Annotated in this window: 14 protein-coding genes; 3 read left to right on the plus strand and 11 right to left on the minus strand. The window is 36.3% G+C overall.

Annotation, left to right across the window (positions count from 1 at the left end; translation table 11 throughout):
- The first annotated feature begins 234 nt into the window (after window positions 1-234).
- On the plus strand, window positions 235-3,636 hold the full coding sequence (gene mfd / locus IIF7_RS07590; RefSeq protein WP_084841086.1) for a transcription-repair coupling factor: 3,402 nt from the start codon (window positions 235-237) through the stop codon (window positions 3,634-3,636).
- Window positions 3,637-3,793: 157 nt separating this feature from the next.
- On the opposite strand, the gene IIF7_RS07595 is transcribed toward mfd, so the two are convergent.
- The gene (locus tag IIF7_RS07595; protein WP_084841087.1) at window positions 3,794-4,594 is read right to left on the minus strand and encodes an NAD(P)H-binding protein; all 801 of its coding nucleotides are present in this window, start codon (window positions 4,592-4,594) and stop codon (window positions 3,794-3,796) included.
- Between the two features lie 144 nt (window positions 4,595-4,738).
- The gene (locus IIF7_RS07600) at window positions 4,739-7,054 is read right to left on the minus strand and encodes a M20/M25/M40 family metallo-hydrolase (protein ID WP_084841088.1); all 2,316 of its coding nucleotides are present in this window, start codon (window positions 7,052-7,054) and stop codon (window positions 4,739-4,741) included.
- A 222-nt stretch (window positions 7,055-7,276) separates the two neighbouring features.
- Here IIF7_RS07600 and IIF7_RS07605 point away from each other — a divergent pair, with 222 nt between their 5' ends.
- Window positions 7,277-7,744, plus strand: a complete 468-nt coding sequence (locus tag IIF7_RS07605; protein WP_084841089.1) for a CBS domain-containing protein — start codon at window positions 7,277-7,279, stop codon at window positions 7,742-7,744.
- On the opposite strand, the gene IIF7_RS07610 is transcribed toward IIF7_RS07605, so the two are convergent.
- From IIF7_RS07610 to IIF7_RS07620, 3 genes are all read right to left on the minus strand, one after another.
- Complete coding sequence (locus IIF7_RS07610) at window positions 7,741-8,091, minus strand: hypothetical protein (protein WP_084841090.1); 351 nt, start codon at window positions 8,089-8,091, stop codon at window positions 7,741-7,743. The two genes, IIF7_RS07605 and IIF7_RS07610, sit on opposite strands and share 4 nt — an antisense overlap.
- 81 nt (window positions 8,092-8,172) lie before the next feature.
- On the minus strand, window positions 8,173-8,832 hold the full coding sequence (locus tag IIF7_RS07615) for a C40 family peptidase (RefSeq protein ID WP_084841091.1): 660 nt from the start codon (window positions 8,830-8,832) through the stop codon (window positions 8,173-8,175).
- A 116-nt stretch (window positions 8,833-8,948) separates the two neighbouring features.
- Window positions 8,949-9,377, minus strand: coding sequence for a DUF4174 domain-containing protein (locus IIF7_RS07620; RefSeq protein WP_084841092.1), 429 nt, complete (start codon window positions 9,375-9,377; stop codon window positions 8,949-8,951).
- A 200-nt stretch (window positions 9,378-9,577) separates the two neighbouring features.
- Here IIF7_RS07620 and IIF7_RS07625 point away from each other — a divergent pair, with 200 nt between their 5' ends.
- Window positions 9,578-10,525, plus strand: coding sequence for a C1 family peptidase (locus IIF7_RS07625; protein ID WP_084841093.1), 948 nt, complete (start codon window positions 9,578-9,580; stop codon window positions 10,523-10,525).
- Between the two features lie 29 nt (window positions 10,526-10,554).
- Here IIF7_RS07625 and IIF7_RS07630 read toward each other — a convergent pair whose 3' ends face one another.
- From IIF7_RS07630 to IIF7_RS07660, 6 genes are all read right to left on the minus strand, one after another.
- Window positions 10,555-11,040, minus strand: coding sequence for a GyrI-like domain-containing protein (locus IIF7_RS07630; RefSeq protein WP_084841094.1), 486 nt, complete (start codon window positions 11,038-11,040; stop codon window positions 10,555-10,557).
- Window positions 11,041-11,050: 10 nt separating this feature from the next.
- The gene (locus IIF7_RS07635; RefSeq protein ID WP_084841095.1) at window positions 11,051-11,527 is read right to left on the minus strand and encodes a hypothetical protein; all 477 of its coding nucleotides are present in this window, start codon (window positions 11,525-11,527) and stop codon (window positions 11,051-11,053) included.
- A 3-nt stretch (window positions 11,528-11,530) separates the two neighbouring features.
- Window positions 11,531-11,995 carry an OsmC family protein gene (locus IIF7_RS07640; protein ID WP_084841096.1) on the minus strand — a complete coding sequence of 155 codons (465 nt, stop codon included), beginning with the start codon at window positions 11,993-11,995 and terminating at the stop codon, window positions 11,531-11,533.
- Between the two features lie 416 nt (window positions 11,996-12,411).
- A complete protein-coding gene (locus IIF7_RS07650; RefSeq protein WP_084841098.1) occupies window positions 12,412-14,583 on the minus strand; it encodes a S9 family peptidase in 2,172 nt (723 codons plus the stop codon).
- 275 nt (window positions 14,584-14,858) lie between these two features.
- Window positions 14,859-16,502, minus strand: coding sequence for a MutS-related protein (locus IIF7_RS07655; RefSeq protein WP_084841099.1), 1,644 nt, complete (start codon window positions 16,500-16,502; stop codon window positions 14,859-14,861).
- Window positions 16,502-16,768: a hypothetical protein gene (locus IIF7_RS07660; RefSeq protein WP_084841100.1), complete on the minus strand. Its 267-nt coding sequence runs from the start codon at window positions 16,766-16,768 to the stop codon at window positions 16,502-16,504. The genes IIF7_RS07655 and IIF7_RS07660 overlap by 1 nt, the downstream gene beginning before the upstream one ends.
- Window positions 16,769-16,776: the final 8 nt, after the last annotated feature.

The following is a 16,776-nucleotide window of genomic DNA, read 5'->3' on the forward strand; positions in this document are numbered from 1 at the left end:
ACATTCTTTGAGACGGAATCGCTGTTATGAAAATTGTAAAATATTTATACGATGTTTTGCTAATTTGTGGCGTGAAATTAAAAGTTAGACCGCTAAAGTTGCTAGAGAATGAATTTTAGACAGAAAAGAAGAGTTGTAAGAATTTCACATTTAAAATAAAGCGAATGCTAATTCATACGTTAAAAATTTCATAGCCAGTTGTGAAGCTTTTTTTTAGCAATTATCTTTGCAGCAATGAGTACATCTACAATCGCCCAAAGTTTTGCACAATCCCCGCAACAGCAGGAATTGCGGGACGCTATTGCCGTTTCTGAAAAAAATACCGATAAAATTCATCTAAAAGGCCTTGTTGGCTCCTCACTTTCTTTTGTGGTAGCCAATGCTTTTAAAGACGCCAAGCGCCCGTTTTTGATGGTTTTAAATGATAAGGAAGAAGCTGCTTATCACTTAAACGACCTCGAACAGTTAGTTGGCGAGGACAATGTATTGTTCTATCCCGGTAGTTACCGTAGGCCTTACCAGATCGAAGAAACCGATAATGCGAATGTACTTTTACGTGCTGAAGTTTTAAACCGAATCAATTCTTCGGAACCTGCCGGCCGGCAGGCAGGAAAACCGGCCGTGATCGTAACCTATCCCGATGCGCTTTTTGAAAAAGTCGTTACGCGGAAGGAACTCGACAGAAGTACGCTAAAGATCAAGGTGAATGACGAACTTTCGATCGATTTTGTAAACGAAGTTTTGTTTGAATACAAATTTAAACGAGTTGATTTTGTGACCGAACCGGGCGAATTTTCAGTACGTGGTGGGATTATCGATGTGTTTTCTTTTAGTAATGACGAGCCCTACCGAATCGAATTTTTTGGGGATGAAGTAGATAGTATTCGGAGTTTCGATGTAGAGTCGCAATTGTCTACCGATAAGGTGAACAAGATTTCCATAATGCCGAATGTCGAGAATAAAAAGCTAGATGAGGTTCGGGAGAGTTTCTTAAAATACGTCGCCGATAATACATTGATATTCGTTAAAAATCTCGACCTTTTTTCAGCGCAGATCGATAAGCTCTTCAGTAAAGCAGAAGAAGCTTTCGAAAAAATTTCAGGAGAAATTAAACAAAGTGAGCCAAAGGAACTTTTTTGTACTTCAGAATTAATAAAAAAACAACTTCTTGACTTTTCGGTAGCCGAATTAAGCAATCAGGCATATTTAAAACCGAAGAAGGAGATCGTATTTTTTGTGACTCCGCAGCCATCTTTCAATAAGCAGTTCGATTTATTAATTACTAATTTAATTGAAAATCAGGAAAGAGGATATTCCAATTATATTTTCTGCGGAAGTGAGCAGCAGGCAAAGCGTTTCCACGATATTTTTAAAGATCAGGAGAAAGAGGTAAAATACAAGACGGTGGTACTTTCCCTATTTCAGGGATTTATTGACGAACAGGCCAAAAATGTTTGTTATACAGATCATCAGATCTTTGAACGTTACCATAAATTCAGCTTAAAAAATGGTTATGCGAAAAAACAGGCGATAACGCTAAAAGAATTGACCAATCTTACGGTTGGCGATTATGTAACCCATATCGACCACGGGATTGGAAAGTTTGGCGGACTGCAAAAAATAGATGTTGAAGGTAAAAAGCAGGAAGCGATCAAATTGATCTATGGCGAGCGCGATATCCTGTATTTAAGCATTCATTCGCTACATAAGATTTCAAAATATAACGGAAAAGACGGGAAGGAACCGAAGATCTTTAAGCTGGGTAGCAATGCCTGGAAAAACCTAAAGAAAAAGACTAAAGCCCGCGTTAAACACATCGCTTATAATTTAATTGAATTATACGCAAAACGCCGTTTACAGAAAGGTTTTGCTTATGGGCCAGATTCGTATTTGCAGCACGAGTTGGAAGCTTCGTTTATTTATGAAGACACGCCAGATCAAAGCACCGCGACCGAAGCGGTTAAAAAAGATATGGAAAACGAACGCCCAATGGATCGATTGGTTTGTGGGGATGTTGGTTTCGGGAAGACAGAAGTTGCGATTCGTGCAGCTTTTAAAGCGGTAGATAACGGCAAACAGGTAGCAGTTTTAGTGCCGACTACGATTTTAGCTTTTCAGCATCATCAAACTTTTTCTGAACGTTTAAAAGATTTGCCGGTAACGGTCGATTATTTAAACAGGTTTAGAACTGCCAAAGAACGTCGTGAAACCCTTGCTGATCTTGAAAAAGGAACTGTAGATATTATTATTGGGACGCATCAATTGGTGAATAAATCGGTTAAATTTAAGGATCTTGGATTGCTAATTGTTGATGAAGAACAGAAGTTTGGAGTAGCGGTAAAAGATAAGCTGAAAACCATCAAAGAAAACGTCGATACGTTAACCTTAACGGCAACGCCAATTCCGCGTACGCTTCAGTTTAGTTTAATGGCAGCGCGAGATTTATCGACGATTACAACGCCTCCGCCAAACCGTTACCCGATCGAATCGAATGTGATTCGTTTTTCCGAAGAAACCATTCGTGATGCCGTTTTATATGAAATTCAGCGTGGCGGGCAGGTATTTTTTATTCATAACCGAATCGAAAATATTAAGGAAGTTGCCGGAATGATTCAGCGTCTCGTTCCCGATGCGAAAGTGGGCATTGGTCACGGCCAAATGGACGGGAAGAAATTGGAGAAATTAATGCTAAGTTTTATTAACGGAGAATTTGACGTTTTGGTTTCGACTACGATTATTGAAAGTGGATTAGATGTCACCAATGCGAATACGATCTTTATTAATAACGCGAATAATTTCGGACTATCAGATCTGCACCAAATGCGTGGTCGGGTAGGGCGAAGCAACAAAAAGGCGTTCTGTTATTTTATCACGCCACCATATTCTGCAATGACCGAAGAAGCGCGCAAACGAATGACAGCTTTGGAGCAGTTCTCAGACCTGGGAAGCGGATTTAATATCGCAATGAAAGATTTGGAAATTCGTGGTGCGGGAGATCTTTTAGGTGGTGAACAAAGCGGATTTATTAACGAAATTGGGTTTGATACTTATCAGAAAATTCTGAATGAAGCCATCGAAGAGCTGAAAGAAAACGAGTTTAAAGATTTATATGCCGATCAGGAAAATGCAGAAGAAAAAGATTACGTAAAAGAAACGCAGATCGATACCGATTTTGAAATTCTGTTCCCAGATGATTATATCAATAATATCGCAGAACGACTGAATTTATATACGAAGCTGAATGAGCTGAAAACCGAAGAAGAGTTAGAGAAATATGAAGCTGAATTAGTCGATCGTTTTGGAGAATTACCAATTCCGGCGGTTGATCTATTAAACAGCGTTCGTATAAAATGGATCGCTTCGAAAATAGGACTCGAGAGGATCATTATGAAACAAAATAAACTGATTGGTTACTTTATTGCCGATCAGCAATCAAGTTTCTACCAAACCAATACGTTTACCAAAGTCTTGCAATACGTGCAAACGCATCCTAATGCCTGCAAGATGAAGGAAAAGAAAACCCGAAACGGTTTACGTTTATTGCTGACTTTTGAAAGAATTAATTCTATCGAAAAAGCTTTAAAAGCTTTACAGCCTTTGGATTTTAGAAAAAAAACCGCTGAGGCGGAAGCTTAAAATTTATATAATTCGCTTTAATAATGTCATGCTGAACTTGATTCAGCATCTCATGCTGCTTAGGATGAGACCCTGAATCAAGTTCAGGGTGACGGAAATACAAGAATTATGATAAAGCGGATATACAATGTGCTTAAGATTAATAACATCTAAAACCTCAAATCTGATATTTAAACTCAAAACCAATTTCAGCTAAATTCTTCGAAGAAATTATTTTCCCTTTAGAAGGTCGATTTTGGTCATATTCTGGGGCTTTTATATTTCTTGATTTCGCTTCTTTGGCGTAGTATTCAGATTTTTTTGGATGTTCGGGATAGGCGGCATTAAAAACAGTCCCGAATTCATCATTTTCGATGATTTTGGATAATAATTCGATGCAATCTTCACGCTGAATCAAATTTGCAGGCGCATCTGCATTTTTGAGTCCGCTTTTATTACTTAGCATCGTTACCGGATGGCGATCTTTGCTAATTAAACCTCCAAATCTTACGATCGTAGCATCAAAATTAGGATTATCGATCAATAAATTTTCGCAGGCGATAAGTTGTTTTGCAGCTGCAGATATTCCGTTGGGTTTGCTTTTTTCAGTATATTCAGGGAAGCTTTCCTGATCCTCAAAAACACTCGTAGAACTAACGAATATTAGCTTTTGAATACCAGATTTTTCGATAAATGAGATGATATTGGTGATTTTTCCGGTAAAATCTGCTTCTGGATTTCTTCGTAGCCCAGGCGGAATATCAATGATCAAAACATCTGAATTCGATAAAAAAGAACTCATATCACCCTGAACTCCGTTATCATAAAGTTCGAGTTTATACGGCGTGATACCTTCCGAAGAAAGTTCTTGCATTTTGCTGGCTGTGGTGGTAGATCCTTTTACAGAATAACCGTCTTCGACCAGCTTTTTTGCCAGTGGAAAACCTAACCATCCACATCCTAATATTGAGATTTGCATATTTAATATGGTTTACAGTTTACAGTTTACAGTTTACAGTTTACGGAAGAGCTCTAATCTTTCAGCAGTCAGGGATTATTTGAATTCAAAATTCAGCATTTAAAATTCAATATTTTTATTTTTAAAACTGCTCACTGCGACTGCCTACTGATTCAACTTAATCTTTTTCTTGTAGATCACTGCATCGTTTAAAACAAAAGGTTTTGGCATCATGTTTTCTGCTCGTTTTGGGACGTTTAGTTCTTCATTTTCCAAAAGATCGTAGCTAGATTCGTATAAAATGAATTCGGCCGACTTTGATTTGTCTAAACTGAAATTCATTCGCAGCGTGTCTTTACTCGAAATGTAATAACTTAATAGTCGGTTGCGCCATCTTCGGGTAAACATATTAAAAGATTCTTCGCCAAGCTTTACATCTTCAGGAGTACGACCATTAACTTCAAATTTGCTGAAATCTGTTAAGTTTTCAGTATAAATTTCCATGCGTTTTGCGTCGCGATTTGGTGCGATTTTTAATGAATATTGATATTCGTTATTTGAGCTATCAATTTTTTGAAGTACAATCCCGGGTGCGTCGATATTAATCTTTGGTGCATCACTTCGCCAGGTAAAACCAGAATTATATTTACTGCTGAATTTTGTTTCAGAAGTTGCTAATTTCATCGGTTCTTCTCCAAAATATTCCGCGGTCCATTCATCGATCACGCTGTCGTAAGAAAACCAGTTGGCTTTATCTTCATCGGCATCAAATAAATAAACCAGACTGTTGGGTTTTGGTTTTTCAGAAGTGAATTCTGATGTAAAATGGGCGTAAAATATCGTTATGTTGAATCCTAAAAATAGAAATACTGCGAGAGTATTTTTTTTACTGAAATAACCGAAAACAGGTAAAAATAGCGTAAATAATAAAATGCTGAGAATAGCTGCAACAAAAAGGATTTTTAATCCTAAAGCCACCGGAAACATTTGAATAAATGGAAATAAAATAAATAAAGCCGGTAAGCTTAGAATAGTGTTTAAAATCAAATTTGGTTGCTTTTGGCGAAGCATTAAGAATAATTGGATGATGCCAAAATAAGCTGGAATGATAAAGTAGGCCGCTCCTTTTAAACCAATAGCCAGAAGTGCACAAATAAGGATCCAGAAAAATAGCGGCGCTACAAATTGGGAAGCCGGATGTTCTTCAGAATAAAACTTGTGATAAACAAAAAAAGCTACACTTAAACCAAGTAATATTGCTGCAGTGATATAGCTGTAACCATTGTAAGTAAAGCCGTGCAACATTTCAGGATATTCAGGATAGATAAAGAGACAAAATTTCCAAAGCCCAAAAACTAAAAGTCCGCCAACAATAAGACTTAAAAAATAAGGCCCAAAACCTTTGAATATCGCCTTAATATTGAGTTGCCTTTTAAAGATCCCAAACCCAACAACAATGAAAAATAATATGAACGCCAAGACAAGCATGGGCGTGATCCAGCTAAAAGGATAAGTTATAAACTGGCCAAAAGGCAAATTGAAGTATAAAAGATCTCGATCTGAATTTAGTTGATTTAGATCTGTATCTTTAAAATAGTGGAGTAGCGGCATTAAATAATCTCCCTGATGTGCCAGCGTTTCTAAATCTAGATTTTTAGGAAGGTCGTTAGCGGTATGATAATCGAAATGATCTCCAATAAATGCGAAATTAAAGCCATTGATATTTCCAAATTCTCTAAGAACTGTGAGATCTGTATCGTTTGGTAAAAGCTTGTAAACACTATAGGCTAAAGAATTTGTGGTAGGGAAAGGCACGTTAGCCTCTTTAAAAGCTTTAATAAGCTTGGCGTTTCCGGCATTGGTTTCTAACAGCATAAATGAGCTGCCACCGCTGCCACGAGCTTCAAAATTTAAAGCAAGTTTTGCGTCTTTCGCCCAGGGATGTTCTTTGATGAATAGTTCGGCTCCCATAAGTCCAATTTCTTCAGCATCTGTAAATAAGATGATAATATCGTTTTTAGGAGTATTTCCTTCAGCAATAAAGGCGCGTAAACCTTCAAGAATAGTTGCAACACCGCTACCAGCATCGCTGGCCCCGTGCGAAGAATGTGGCTGGCTGTCGTAATGAGACATTAGAACGAGGGCATCTCCGTTGCCACTCCCTTTGATTCGAGTTAAAATATTTTGTGGACGGCTAAGAATTGCGGCATCATTTAGCACGAAATCCTCTTGGGTTTGTACTTCTAAGCCTAGGTTTTGAAGCTCGTTAACGATATAATTTCTTACAGAGCTATGTGCGGCACTACCTAGGTAATGTGCCGACTCTCCAATTTTTTCTACATGCTGAAAAGCTCTGTTTACTGAAAATTCGTATTCTGGAACTTCCTCAGGAATACTGGATGGTTTTAGGCTATGATAGCTTAGCCAGCAACTAAAACTTATAAGAAGTAAAGCAATTAAAGCTTGAAGATTTTTAGACATTAATGCGCATTTAATCCCTCATTGAGGGGTTAATTCCCCGAGGCTCGCCTCGAAACTTAAAAAAAGCTTTTTATTCACACTTCCCGAGCGTACTCCGAGGTTCTAATTTTTCTGAAAAATAAAGATACTATAGTTCTAAAAACTAACCAGCTAAAATAGCTTTTTTCAAAAGATATATAAATTTGTTATATTTAAGTTATTAGTAATCAAAATTTTACAATTATGGGAATCAAAAGTTTTCAAGGGAGGCGTGCGGCTCCCGTTAAAGTTGAAAGCGCACCAATTTTAGTAGAGGATTATATGGCAAGCACTTTAATCACTTTTAAAAAAGAGCAATCTGTAGCCGAAGTTATGGAAGCTATGATCAAAAATAAAATATCTGGAGCCCCAGTGGTGAATGATTTTGGAGAATTAGAAGGAATAATTTCAGATGGAGATTGCATGAAGCAAATTTCTGAAAGTCGTTATTTTAATATGCCTATTGGAGATATGAAGATCGAAAATTATATGGAAACCAATGTGGCTGTTATCGATCGTAAGCTTAGTATTTTTGATTGCGCGCAATTATTTTATAACCATCATTGCAGGAGATTTCCGGTAATCGAAAATGGAAAACTAATAGGTTTAATTAGCCGAAAAGACATCCTTTGTGCTGCTTTAAGATTAAGAGGGCATTATTGGAATTGTTAATTGCGTTTAACCAGTGCATAAAACTCCTCATTCTCTAAAGGTAAATACCCCTGATTGTAAATAAAAAAATACGTTTTCCCCGCCTGAGTGGTATAAATACTGGTAAAATATTGAAAATTGAAACCTTCAGCCAGCAACTTTGTTTTGCTGGTTTTTGTTTTCTCATCGGGATTTAATTTTTCGAGAATCCTATAGTTTTTGCGCAAAATGTTATTAATGTTACGCATTAAATTTTTGCTGTCTTTATTCAGTTTATTGTGATAAGAGTTTCTGCAGTGATCACTACAAAATTTCTTATCGATTCTCCCAACAAGCTTTTCGCCACATTCTAAACAAAACTTATCCATTTTTTAAGTTATTGAAAAGATTAAGAAGTTAAAAATCAATAGCTTAATTTTTATTGCTAAAAGGAATAAGCGTCTTAGATTTTAACTTTGTAATAAAGATTCTACAGTAGTTTGGGTGTTAGAATTGTATATTCCGTCTACAGTTAACTGATTATTTGCCTGAAGCATTTTCAAGGCATTTTCAGTTTTGGGTCCAAAATCACCATCAACATCTCCGCAGTTATATCCTAGGAAGTTGAGTAATTTTTGAAGTTTTATGACCTCGTTTCCTTTATCTCTTCGTTTTAAAGTAGGTTGGGGTACACTTAATGTCTCTACTTGCGATATTCGGCGATAAGAAAGCACTTTTTTAGCATCATAGCCTAAAATGCTTACCGCATTATTTTGGTTGCCTCCAAGACAATAAACGATACTGGCATCATTATTAAAACCGGTAAAAAAGCCAACATGGCCTTTCCAGCTAAGCGGGTCTTCGCGCCAAAAGACAACAATATCTCCAGGTTTAGGATCTGTAACCGCAATACCAACATTTGTCCATGATCTTGCAGCTGCACTCCCAGAGGTCTGGAGTCCGGCCTTTTTGGCACACCAATTCACAAAAGTGCTACACCAGGCAATTTCGTCGTTTGTTATGCCTGTTATACCAGATTCTTCTGCGTATTTTACGATTTGAGGATTATCCTCGCTGCCGCTAATTTCCTTTGTTCCTAATTGCGATGCAGCAATTTTCAACAAGTCCATAAAACTTAAATTTAAGTCTTTTGGTCGGCTAAGTTTTTGGGTAGCTTAAAGTTACGTAAAATAACTGCATAAAAAATACCCCAAGGCGGGGTATTTTATCAATATTTTAGTAAAATTTAGTAAGATTTGTCAAGTTCAGCTTGTCTCATAGGCATGCTATCAATTTTTTCGAAGATTTCGTTAGCAGGAGTGTATTTTATTTTGCGCAATTTTGTGCCACCGTCTAAGCCAATAAGTATAAGTTCAAACCCAGAATTCGAACTTTTAAATTTTTCATAGAAATTATCACCTTTATTCCAATCTGGCTTATCACTTGTACCAGTAGCATACTTTTTTGGAGTTACCTGGTAAACTACAATTTTACGATCTTCCAGGTCTTTTTCCTGATTTCTAAATTCGCCTAATTGTTGCTTAAAATCACTATTATCGATAGAATTTGTAAGCAATAAGACCAATCTGTTTTCCCATTGGTGAGCCTCTTTTTCTTGTGCATCTATATTTCCTAAAGCCATAATACTAAAAAATGTGATTACTAATAATTTCATGCTCAAATGTAGAAATGAATTCAAAAAAGCAGTTTTAATTAGTTGTTAAAGAGTCCTTTATTTAACTAATTTTAAAGGTGAATCTCTTTCAATTTTATTTTATTTAACGAGAATTCTTTAAAATTATAAGTTGATTTTATTGAAATTACGGTGTGAATTTTGTGATTAGGTTTTGACGATTTTCTTCTAAATTTAAGCTTATGAGAAAACTAAAACTTTTAATTTTTGTAGTTCCCGTAGTAGTATTATCCTGTTATCAGGATATGGATGATAATATGCCAAGGCAGGAAAACACTCCAGATCCTATAAATGATAACCAGTTTATTACTGAAGATGGTGAAGTTTTCTCAACCGGGTTGGAATGTACAGGAACTGGTGATTTCACTACAGGGAATACACAGGTTTTAAACGATCTGGAAATCCCTGAAGATCTACCAGAAGAATTTGATCTTTCAGAATTTTTACCGCCAATTGGCGACCAGGGGCAATTAGGATCCTGTTCTTCTTGGGCGGTAAGTTATTATTTAAAGTCGTTTCAGGAGTTTTTAGAAAGTGGGGAAGAATATTCCGAAGCAACAACATTTAGTCCGTCATATACTTACAACCAGTTAACAATGGGCGAATGTGGCGGTACCAGCATTGCAGAAACTTTAAATCTTGTGCTAGAGCAGGGTGTAAGTTCCTTAGAAGATTTTCCTTACGATGAAAGTGGATGTTCAGAGCAGCCAAATGAAGCGCAGATTGCAGCTGCAGCCGCAGCCAGAATTTCAGAATTTATGAGCTTAAGTGGTGAAAATATGTTAGCCGAAATGAAAGCTTTAATTACCCAGCAACAACCTATTGTGATTGGAGCATTTTTGTCTACCGAATTTGGAACGACAGATAGTTTTGGGCTCACCGCTTATCGTGAGCACGTGGTAGATTATGGTGCTGGCGGTTGTCACGCGATGTTGGTTGTAGGATATTCAGACGAATATAATGCGTTTAAAGTTGTGAATTCCTGGGGAGAAAATTGGGGCTCAGGCGGGTTTGTATGGATCGACTATGCTGCTTTCGAAAATGTGAACGATCAAAGCGCCAACTTCAGAGTAATTAATAATGCGTATATCGCTTATGATGCTGTTGATGAGGTTGACCTTATATTTTAATTTTTTTGCTGAACTAATTAATACTGAAATTATTGAATTGGGATCCAAATTTTTTCTTCGGAAGTAGGATCGTTGTTCTTATACTTCTCTCCCATGATTGCAAGATGTGGCCTGTTGTCTAACAGAAATCCGGAAGATGGTAACCATTGCTGAAATATTCGCTGATAAAATTGTGGCGCTTCACTGCTACTTCCTTTGTAATTAAAAATTGCGTATTTCCCTTTAGGGATTTCTAATATTTCAAATTCTGAAGGTACTTTTTCAACTTCCTCCTTTCTAATGGCAGCCCATTTTGTAAAGTTTGCGGTAGGATTAAAATTCGAGAAAAACGATAGATCTTTATAAACTTCAACAGAAAATAAATCGATCTGTTTTTTGCCCAAAATCGACATTTTTAGAGGGATAAATTTTTGCCATAACTGGCCGGTTTTATTTTCAGCAAAAGACATTTCCGTAGAAATTCCGATTAAAGAAAAACCTTCAGAAATAAGGATTTTAGGTTCAGGTAGTAGCATTATAAGAGAATTAAGCTCCTGCGGCAGCGGCAGCTTTTAAACGATTATTAATTAGAAAAGTGCTTATGGCGATAAGAAGATTTAAATCTTCATTTTCCTCGTTGTTTTCTATGTGTAGTAGAAAATCTGGATGAAATTTTCTCCAGTTACTTTTTGCATGGATTCTAAGAACCTCATTTTCGCCAGATTTTACCAAATATTTAGAGTGCCAGATAGTTTCCTGCTCTAGCTGATAAGGTTTTTCTTTAGATTTTAGGATGATTACTGCATCTTGTTTCCAATTCAGTTTAATATTCCCAATTTCTCGATGATTCGAAGTAATAATAAAGTTGTTTTGCCAAAAGCCTTTTGCTTTAATTTCAAATTGTTTGCCCAGATATCGAAATTCGGCATTATTAGACCACCATTTTGGATAAGAAAGTTCCAAGATGATTTTATGATTTTCAAGAATCTGAAATTTACGCTGATTGATGACTTTTATTTCCATAGTTTAAAATTGATAAGTTGCGGCATGCCGAATGGGAAAATTACAAGAATTTGCGATAAAACAGAATTTATTTGCTTCTTTATGTAGATTTTCGGCTTTTTCGAGCATGGTTTTATCAGCCAGCCTTATTTGTGGATAAAGCGTAACTTCAGTAAATTTTCCACTACCATCTTTGTTTTCAATCATTTCACCGCTTGGTTGATCCTGATACTCTAAAACAATGATTTTGTTGGAAGCACATAGATGAAGATACCAAAGCATGTGGCAGGAAGCGATCGAAGCGAGCAGAAGTTCTTCAGGATTATAGAGTTCAGGATTTCCCAGAAAAGCGGGATCTGAAGAACCCTGAATCACAGCTTTATCTTTTGCCTGTATCGTATAATCGCGAGTGTAATCTTTGTAAGTTTTTGTGCCAACACCTTTGTTGCCAGTCCAATTAAGGTTAATGGTGTAATTATGAGTTTTCATTTTAGGAGTTAATTTTGGTCACTTGGTTTAGTTGAATGTAAATGCCTATAAATAAGTATATAATTAAGAAAGGAATAGCAAAATAAGTGATTAGAAGAAATGGGAATATCCAGATTATCGAAGTGATTAGAAATATGATCGTAACCCATTTATTAATAGACTTTTCAATTGCATAATAAATATTAGTGACTGCATTTAGAATTCCGAAAAACCAAAAAACATATAGCATATAATCTTTCGTTTCATAAGCATTGCTGTCCATCAATAGATAAAAAACTAATATAATGTAGGCGATTGCCAGCGAAAAACCAGCTGTGATTTTGAGTTTACCCATTTCACTAAACTTAGCTTTAAAAATACAAAAAGCCGGTAAATCTTAGATCTACCGGCTTTTCTATTTTTTAATTCAGAAGAAATTATCTTCTTCTTGGCATTTCAATTTTAAAGTTTTTTGGATGCTCTGCGCCCATAAGGTTTTCTACAAAATAATCCCATCTTCTTCTGGTCATATAATAACTATCCATTCCGTAGCCGTGGCGTGCATTTGGGAAAATGATCAAATCGAAATCTTTATTCGCTTTAATTAGCGCATCAATCACCAGATACGAATTGTAAGGAGGTACATTATCATCTAAATTACCATGCGCAATTAACAAATCTCCCTGTAGGTTTGCAGCATTGTATTGATTGGCTTGTAGCTCGTAGTTGGTTTTTCCATTTTCGGTTTCTTCAATTAAACCAATGTATCTTTCTCCCCAATCATCTTCATAGTTTCTGTTATCGTGGTTTCCAGATTCAGAAATTCCAACTTTATAAAATTCAGGATAAGAGAACATCGCATCTGCAGTCGCAAAGCCACCACCGGAATGTCCCCAAATTCCGACTTTATCTAAATCCATATACGAATATTTTTCAGCTAATTGCTTAATTCCGCTTATCTGATCTTCCAGCGTGTTGTCGCCCATATTACCATAGCAGGCATCGTGGAAAGATTTAGATCTTCCCGGGTTACAGCTACCGTCAATCACCACAACGATAAATCCAAGTTCTGCTAAAGCCTGGTGATCACTACGTGAAGGTGAAAAATAACGACCGCCAACACCACCACCCTGCGGGCCTGGATAGATATAGTTCACTACCGGGTATTTTTTAGATTCATCAAGATCTGTAGGCGTAAACATTAGTCCGTATAAATCCCATTTCTTATCTGCAGATTTAACTTTAATTGGTTTTGGTGCCTGCCAGCCAATAGCTTCTAAATGAGAAATATCTGCTTTTTCAAGATCCATTATTTTTCGGCCTTTAATGTCTCTAAGCACGGCAACATTAGGAACATCTGGTTGTGAGTAGTTATCTACAAAATATTTGTTGTCTGGAGATGGTGAAACGCTGTGCATTCCGTTTTCTGGCGTTAATAGTTTAAGTCCTCTACCATTAAATTTTATGCTGTAAAAATGTCTAAAATAAGGATCGCGACCATCTTCTTTTCCCTGCGCATAGAAGTAAAGCATTTTTTTGTCTTCGTCTACTTTGGTTAAGCTGGTCACTACAAAATCACCTTTGGTAATTTGGTTTTTTAGTTTTCCGCTTTCAAGATCATAAAGGTATAAATGTCCCCAGTCGTCACGCTCAGAATACCAGATAATTTCGTCTGATTCTGGTAAATAATGCCAGTTTATAGAGCCTTGTCCAGATTCGAATTGCGTCTCTGTTTCTTCAGTAAAAATATCTCTTACTTCGCCGGTTTCAGCATTCGCAACACGAAGGGTAACTTTTTTATGATCCCGGGAAACCGAAGCAAAAGCCAAAGTCTCTGAGTCTGGCCCCCATTCGTTATCACCAAATGTGCCATCGCAGGCAATATCGTCGCAAAGTGTACCACGTCTTGCATCTGCCGGAATATTAAGTTTGGTGATCTCATTATCTTCAGTATCGATAATTACACGCTCGATTTTAATAATAGCTGAATCCTGCGGAATTGGATATTTCCATTCCTGAAGTTTTGGTTCACCAACTTTGGTTTCTACCAAATACATATCGCTTACATGACGTTGATCTTGTTTAAACGTAGCGATCTTTTTAGAATCCGGACTCCAAAGTACGATTGGCTTATCACTATGTTTCCAACCTGCATTATCTGTTGCGTAGCCATAATTTTTTTCTCCGTCCTTGGTAAGTTGAGTTTCCTCGCCAGTTTCATTATCACGCATCCAAAGATTCCAGTCTTTAATATAAACTGTTTTAGAACCATCTGGAGAAGCAACTTCTGTCCAGGATCTTCTTTGGCCACCTTCAGGTTTTTCGCCCAGTAATTCTTCAAGGGAAGTAGAGGTTTCTTTCGACTTTTTCTTTGGATCTACAAGTACGTATTGGCGTTCTCCATCAACCGAAATTTCATACCAAAAACTTCCGTTATCTAACCAATTAGGGCTTACGTTAGCTTTGTCTACCAAAGAATATGTATTGAAGCCTAAAAATTTTGCGGCTTGCTCATAATCTTCAGTAGTTAATTTTTTTGGGGACTGTTGTGCCATTCCTGAAACAGAAATTGCCGCGGCACATAACAGCGTAAATACTTTTTTCATCATGAATAGTTGCTTTAGCGGGTAATTTAGTAAGAATTTTTAAATGCTTGATTTTTTTAAAAGTTCAATTTTTAAAGTATTGCCTAAAGCTTTTTAAAATTGAAAAATTAGATTTAGCCGATATTGTATAAATTAAGGAGCAATTTTATAAAAGATAAATCGATTAAACTCCCTGGCTCTTATAGTTAGGGGTAGAAATAAAATTTTTACATCAGGACAAAAAAGTGAAATGCCAGGGAAGTTAATCTGGTTTTTAGACTAGCAAAAAGCTAAATGGTTTAATTCGGTTTGTTTTTTAACATTTCAGCCTCAGTAATAATCTGTTTTGGAAAGTCGTAAAGTGCCAAGATCTTTATTGCATTTTTGGTTTTAAGCGGTCCTTTTTTTAATTTGTGATTAAAATTTAATTCCTGATTTTGGATACTTTCACTAAAATGATACAGGTCAAAATCGTTTTGCGTTAGCATTTCGGTAAGTTCGATATCGTGGGTAGAAACCATCACAATATTTTGCGTGGTATTTAGATAGGACAAAATGGATTTTCCGGCAGCGATGCGTTCTTCAGTATTTGTTCCTTTAAAAATTTCATCTAAAACAAACAATTTGGGTGTATCTTCTTTTGAAAAATCCAACAGCTTTTTGATCTGTAAGACTTCTTCCAGATAATAACTGGTATTTTTACTTAGATTGTCGGTAATTCTTATTGAAGAATATAGTTTTAGAAAGGGAGCAGTAAAATCTTCAGCAAAACAAATATTTAGGGTTTGTGCTAGCAGCGTATTTATAGCGACCGTTCTTATAAATGTACTTTTTCCAGACATATTGCTACCGGTAAGGAGCATGCTTTTTTCTGAAAGATCTAAATTATTAGTAACACAGTCTTTGATTAATGGATGCCGAATTTCGCTAAATCTAATCTCCTTTTTATTGCTGAAATAAGGTTGGCAGATGCGATCTTGATATTCGGTTTTAATAGAAGCCACTGCAATAGCCGTATCGATCTCTCCTAAAAACCGAAATAACTTTTCTATATCATTTCGTTTATGCTGAATGTCTTCAAGAAAGTTAAAAAACAATAAAATTTCGATATTAAATGTAATTTTAAGCACCTCGAAGAAAAACCAGCCAAAAAATGCAAACTCATCATTCATCTTATTCTCGAAGCCAATAAGTGAGGTTTTAAACTGAATTTTCCTTACAGATCCAAGAAAGCTTAAGTCCTTGAAATAGGTTCTAATATTGCCGAAATTCGATATTTTATTGCCGGCTTTTATTGCGATACTAAGTTGATGAACCGCATTTAGATAATAGTTGAGGTTATTTTTATTGCGATAATGCAAAACCATATTGGTCATAAAAACCGGAAGCATGATTAGGAATAAAACTGGATAAAAGAAACCACCAAGGAGGCTAAAAATAGATAAAAAACTAAGAATATATACCCAAACAATCCATTTTGGACGTTTCATGGGCTCATCTGTAATCAAGCGAACAAAATCGTACGCATTGTAATGATTCAGTTTCGATAATTGCGACTGAATTTTTAAGCGTTCGTTTTCAGCTTCTAAAAATGTATCTGAAAATGTCGAAAATCGCTTTAATTGATTTTCAGTATTAATATTCCGTAGGTGATTGTAGAAATATTGTTGTCCGGGTTTGGAAGTTGTTCGATCTAAAAACGCGAAAAGCGCTGAGAAATCCAGGTCTTTTGCCGATTGATCATTTATTTGATGAAAATCGCCAAGATGAAGTTGGGCGGCATAATAGCTTTTAATCTGGTCGAAGTTAAATTTTTCGGTTTTAGCTTTAGCCCAATTATTTTTGAGTTCTTCAAAATGTCTTTTGGCCGACCTTTTCTTTAAAAGTCTAAAAAGTAAATAGAGAACGATCCCAATTATGGCAAGATAAGAATACAGCTGCATCAAGAAAATTTAATTGCAAGATAGCCAATAATCGCAGCCAGACCTATCCAAAAAATTATCCCGAAAATGATGAGTTGATTGGCTTGTTTTAGTTTGGTGTCGTAGCCGTACTTTTTAAAACGGTCCAGCTGAGATTCGCTAAAATCATCTAACGATTTATGTCGCGCTCTTGGAGTAATGAATGGTAAAATGAAAAACTCTAAACTTTCCATTTTACTTAGCGTCGCTTTTGCACGTTTCCTTCTATTTTCCTCTTCTAGATCCATTTAATAGA

Source organism: Zunongwangia atlantica 22II14-10F7 (assembly GCF_002094855.1).
GTDB lineage: Bacteria > Bacteroidota > Bacteroidia > Flavobacteriales > Flavobacteriaceae > Zunongwangia > Zunongwangia atlantica.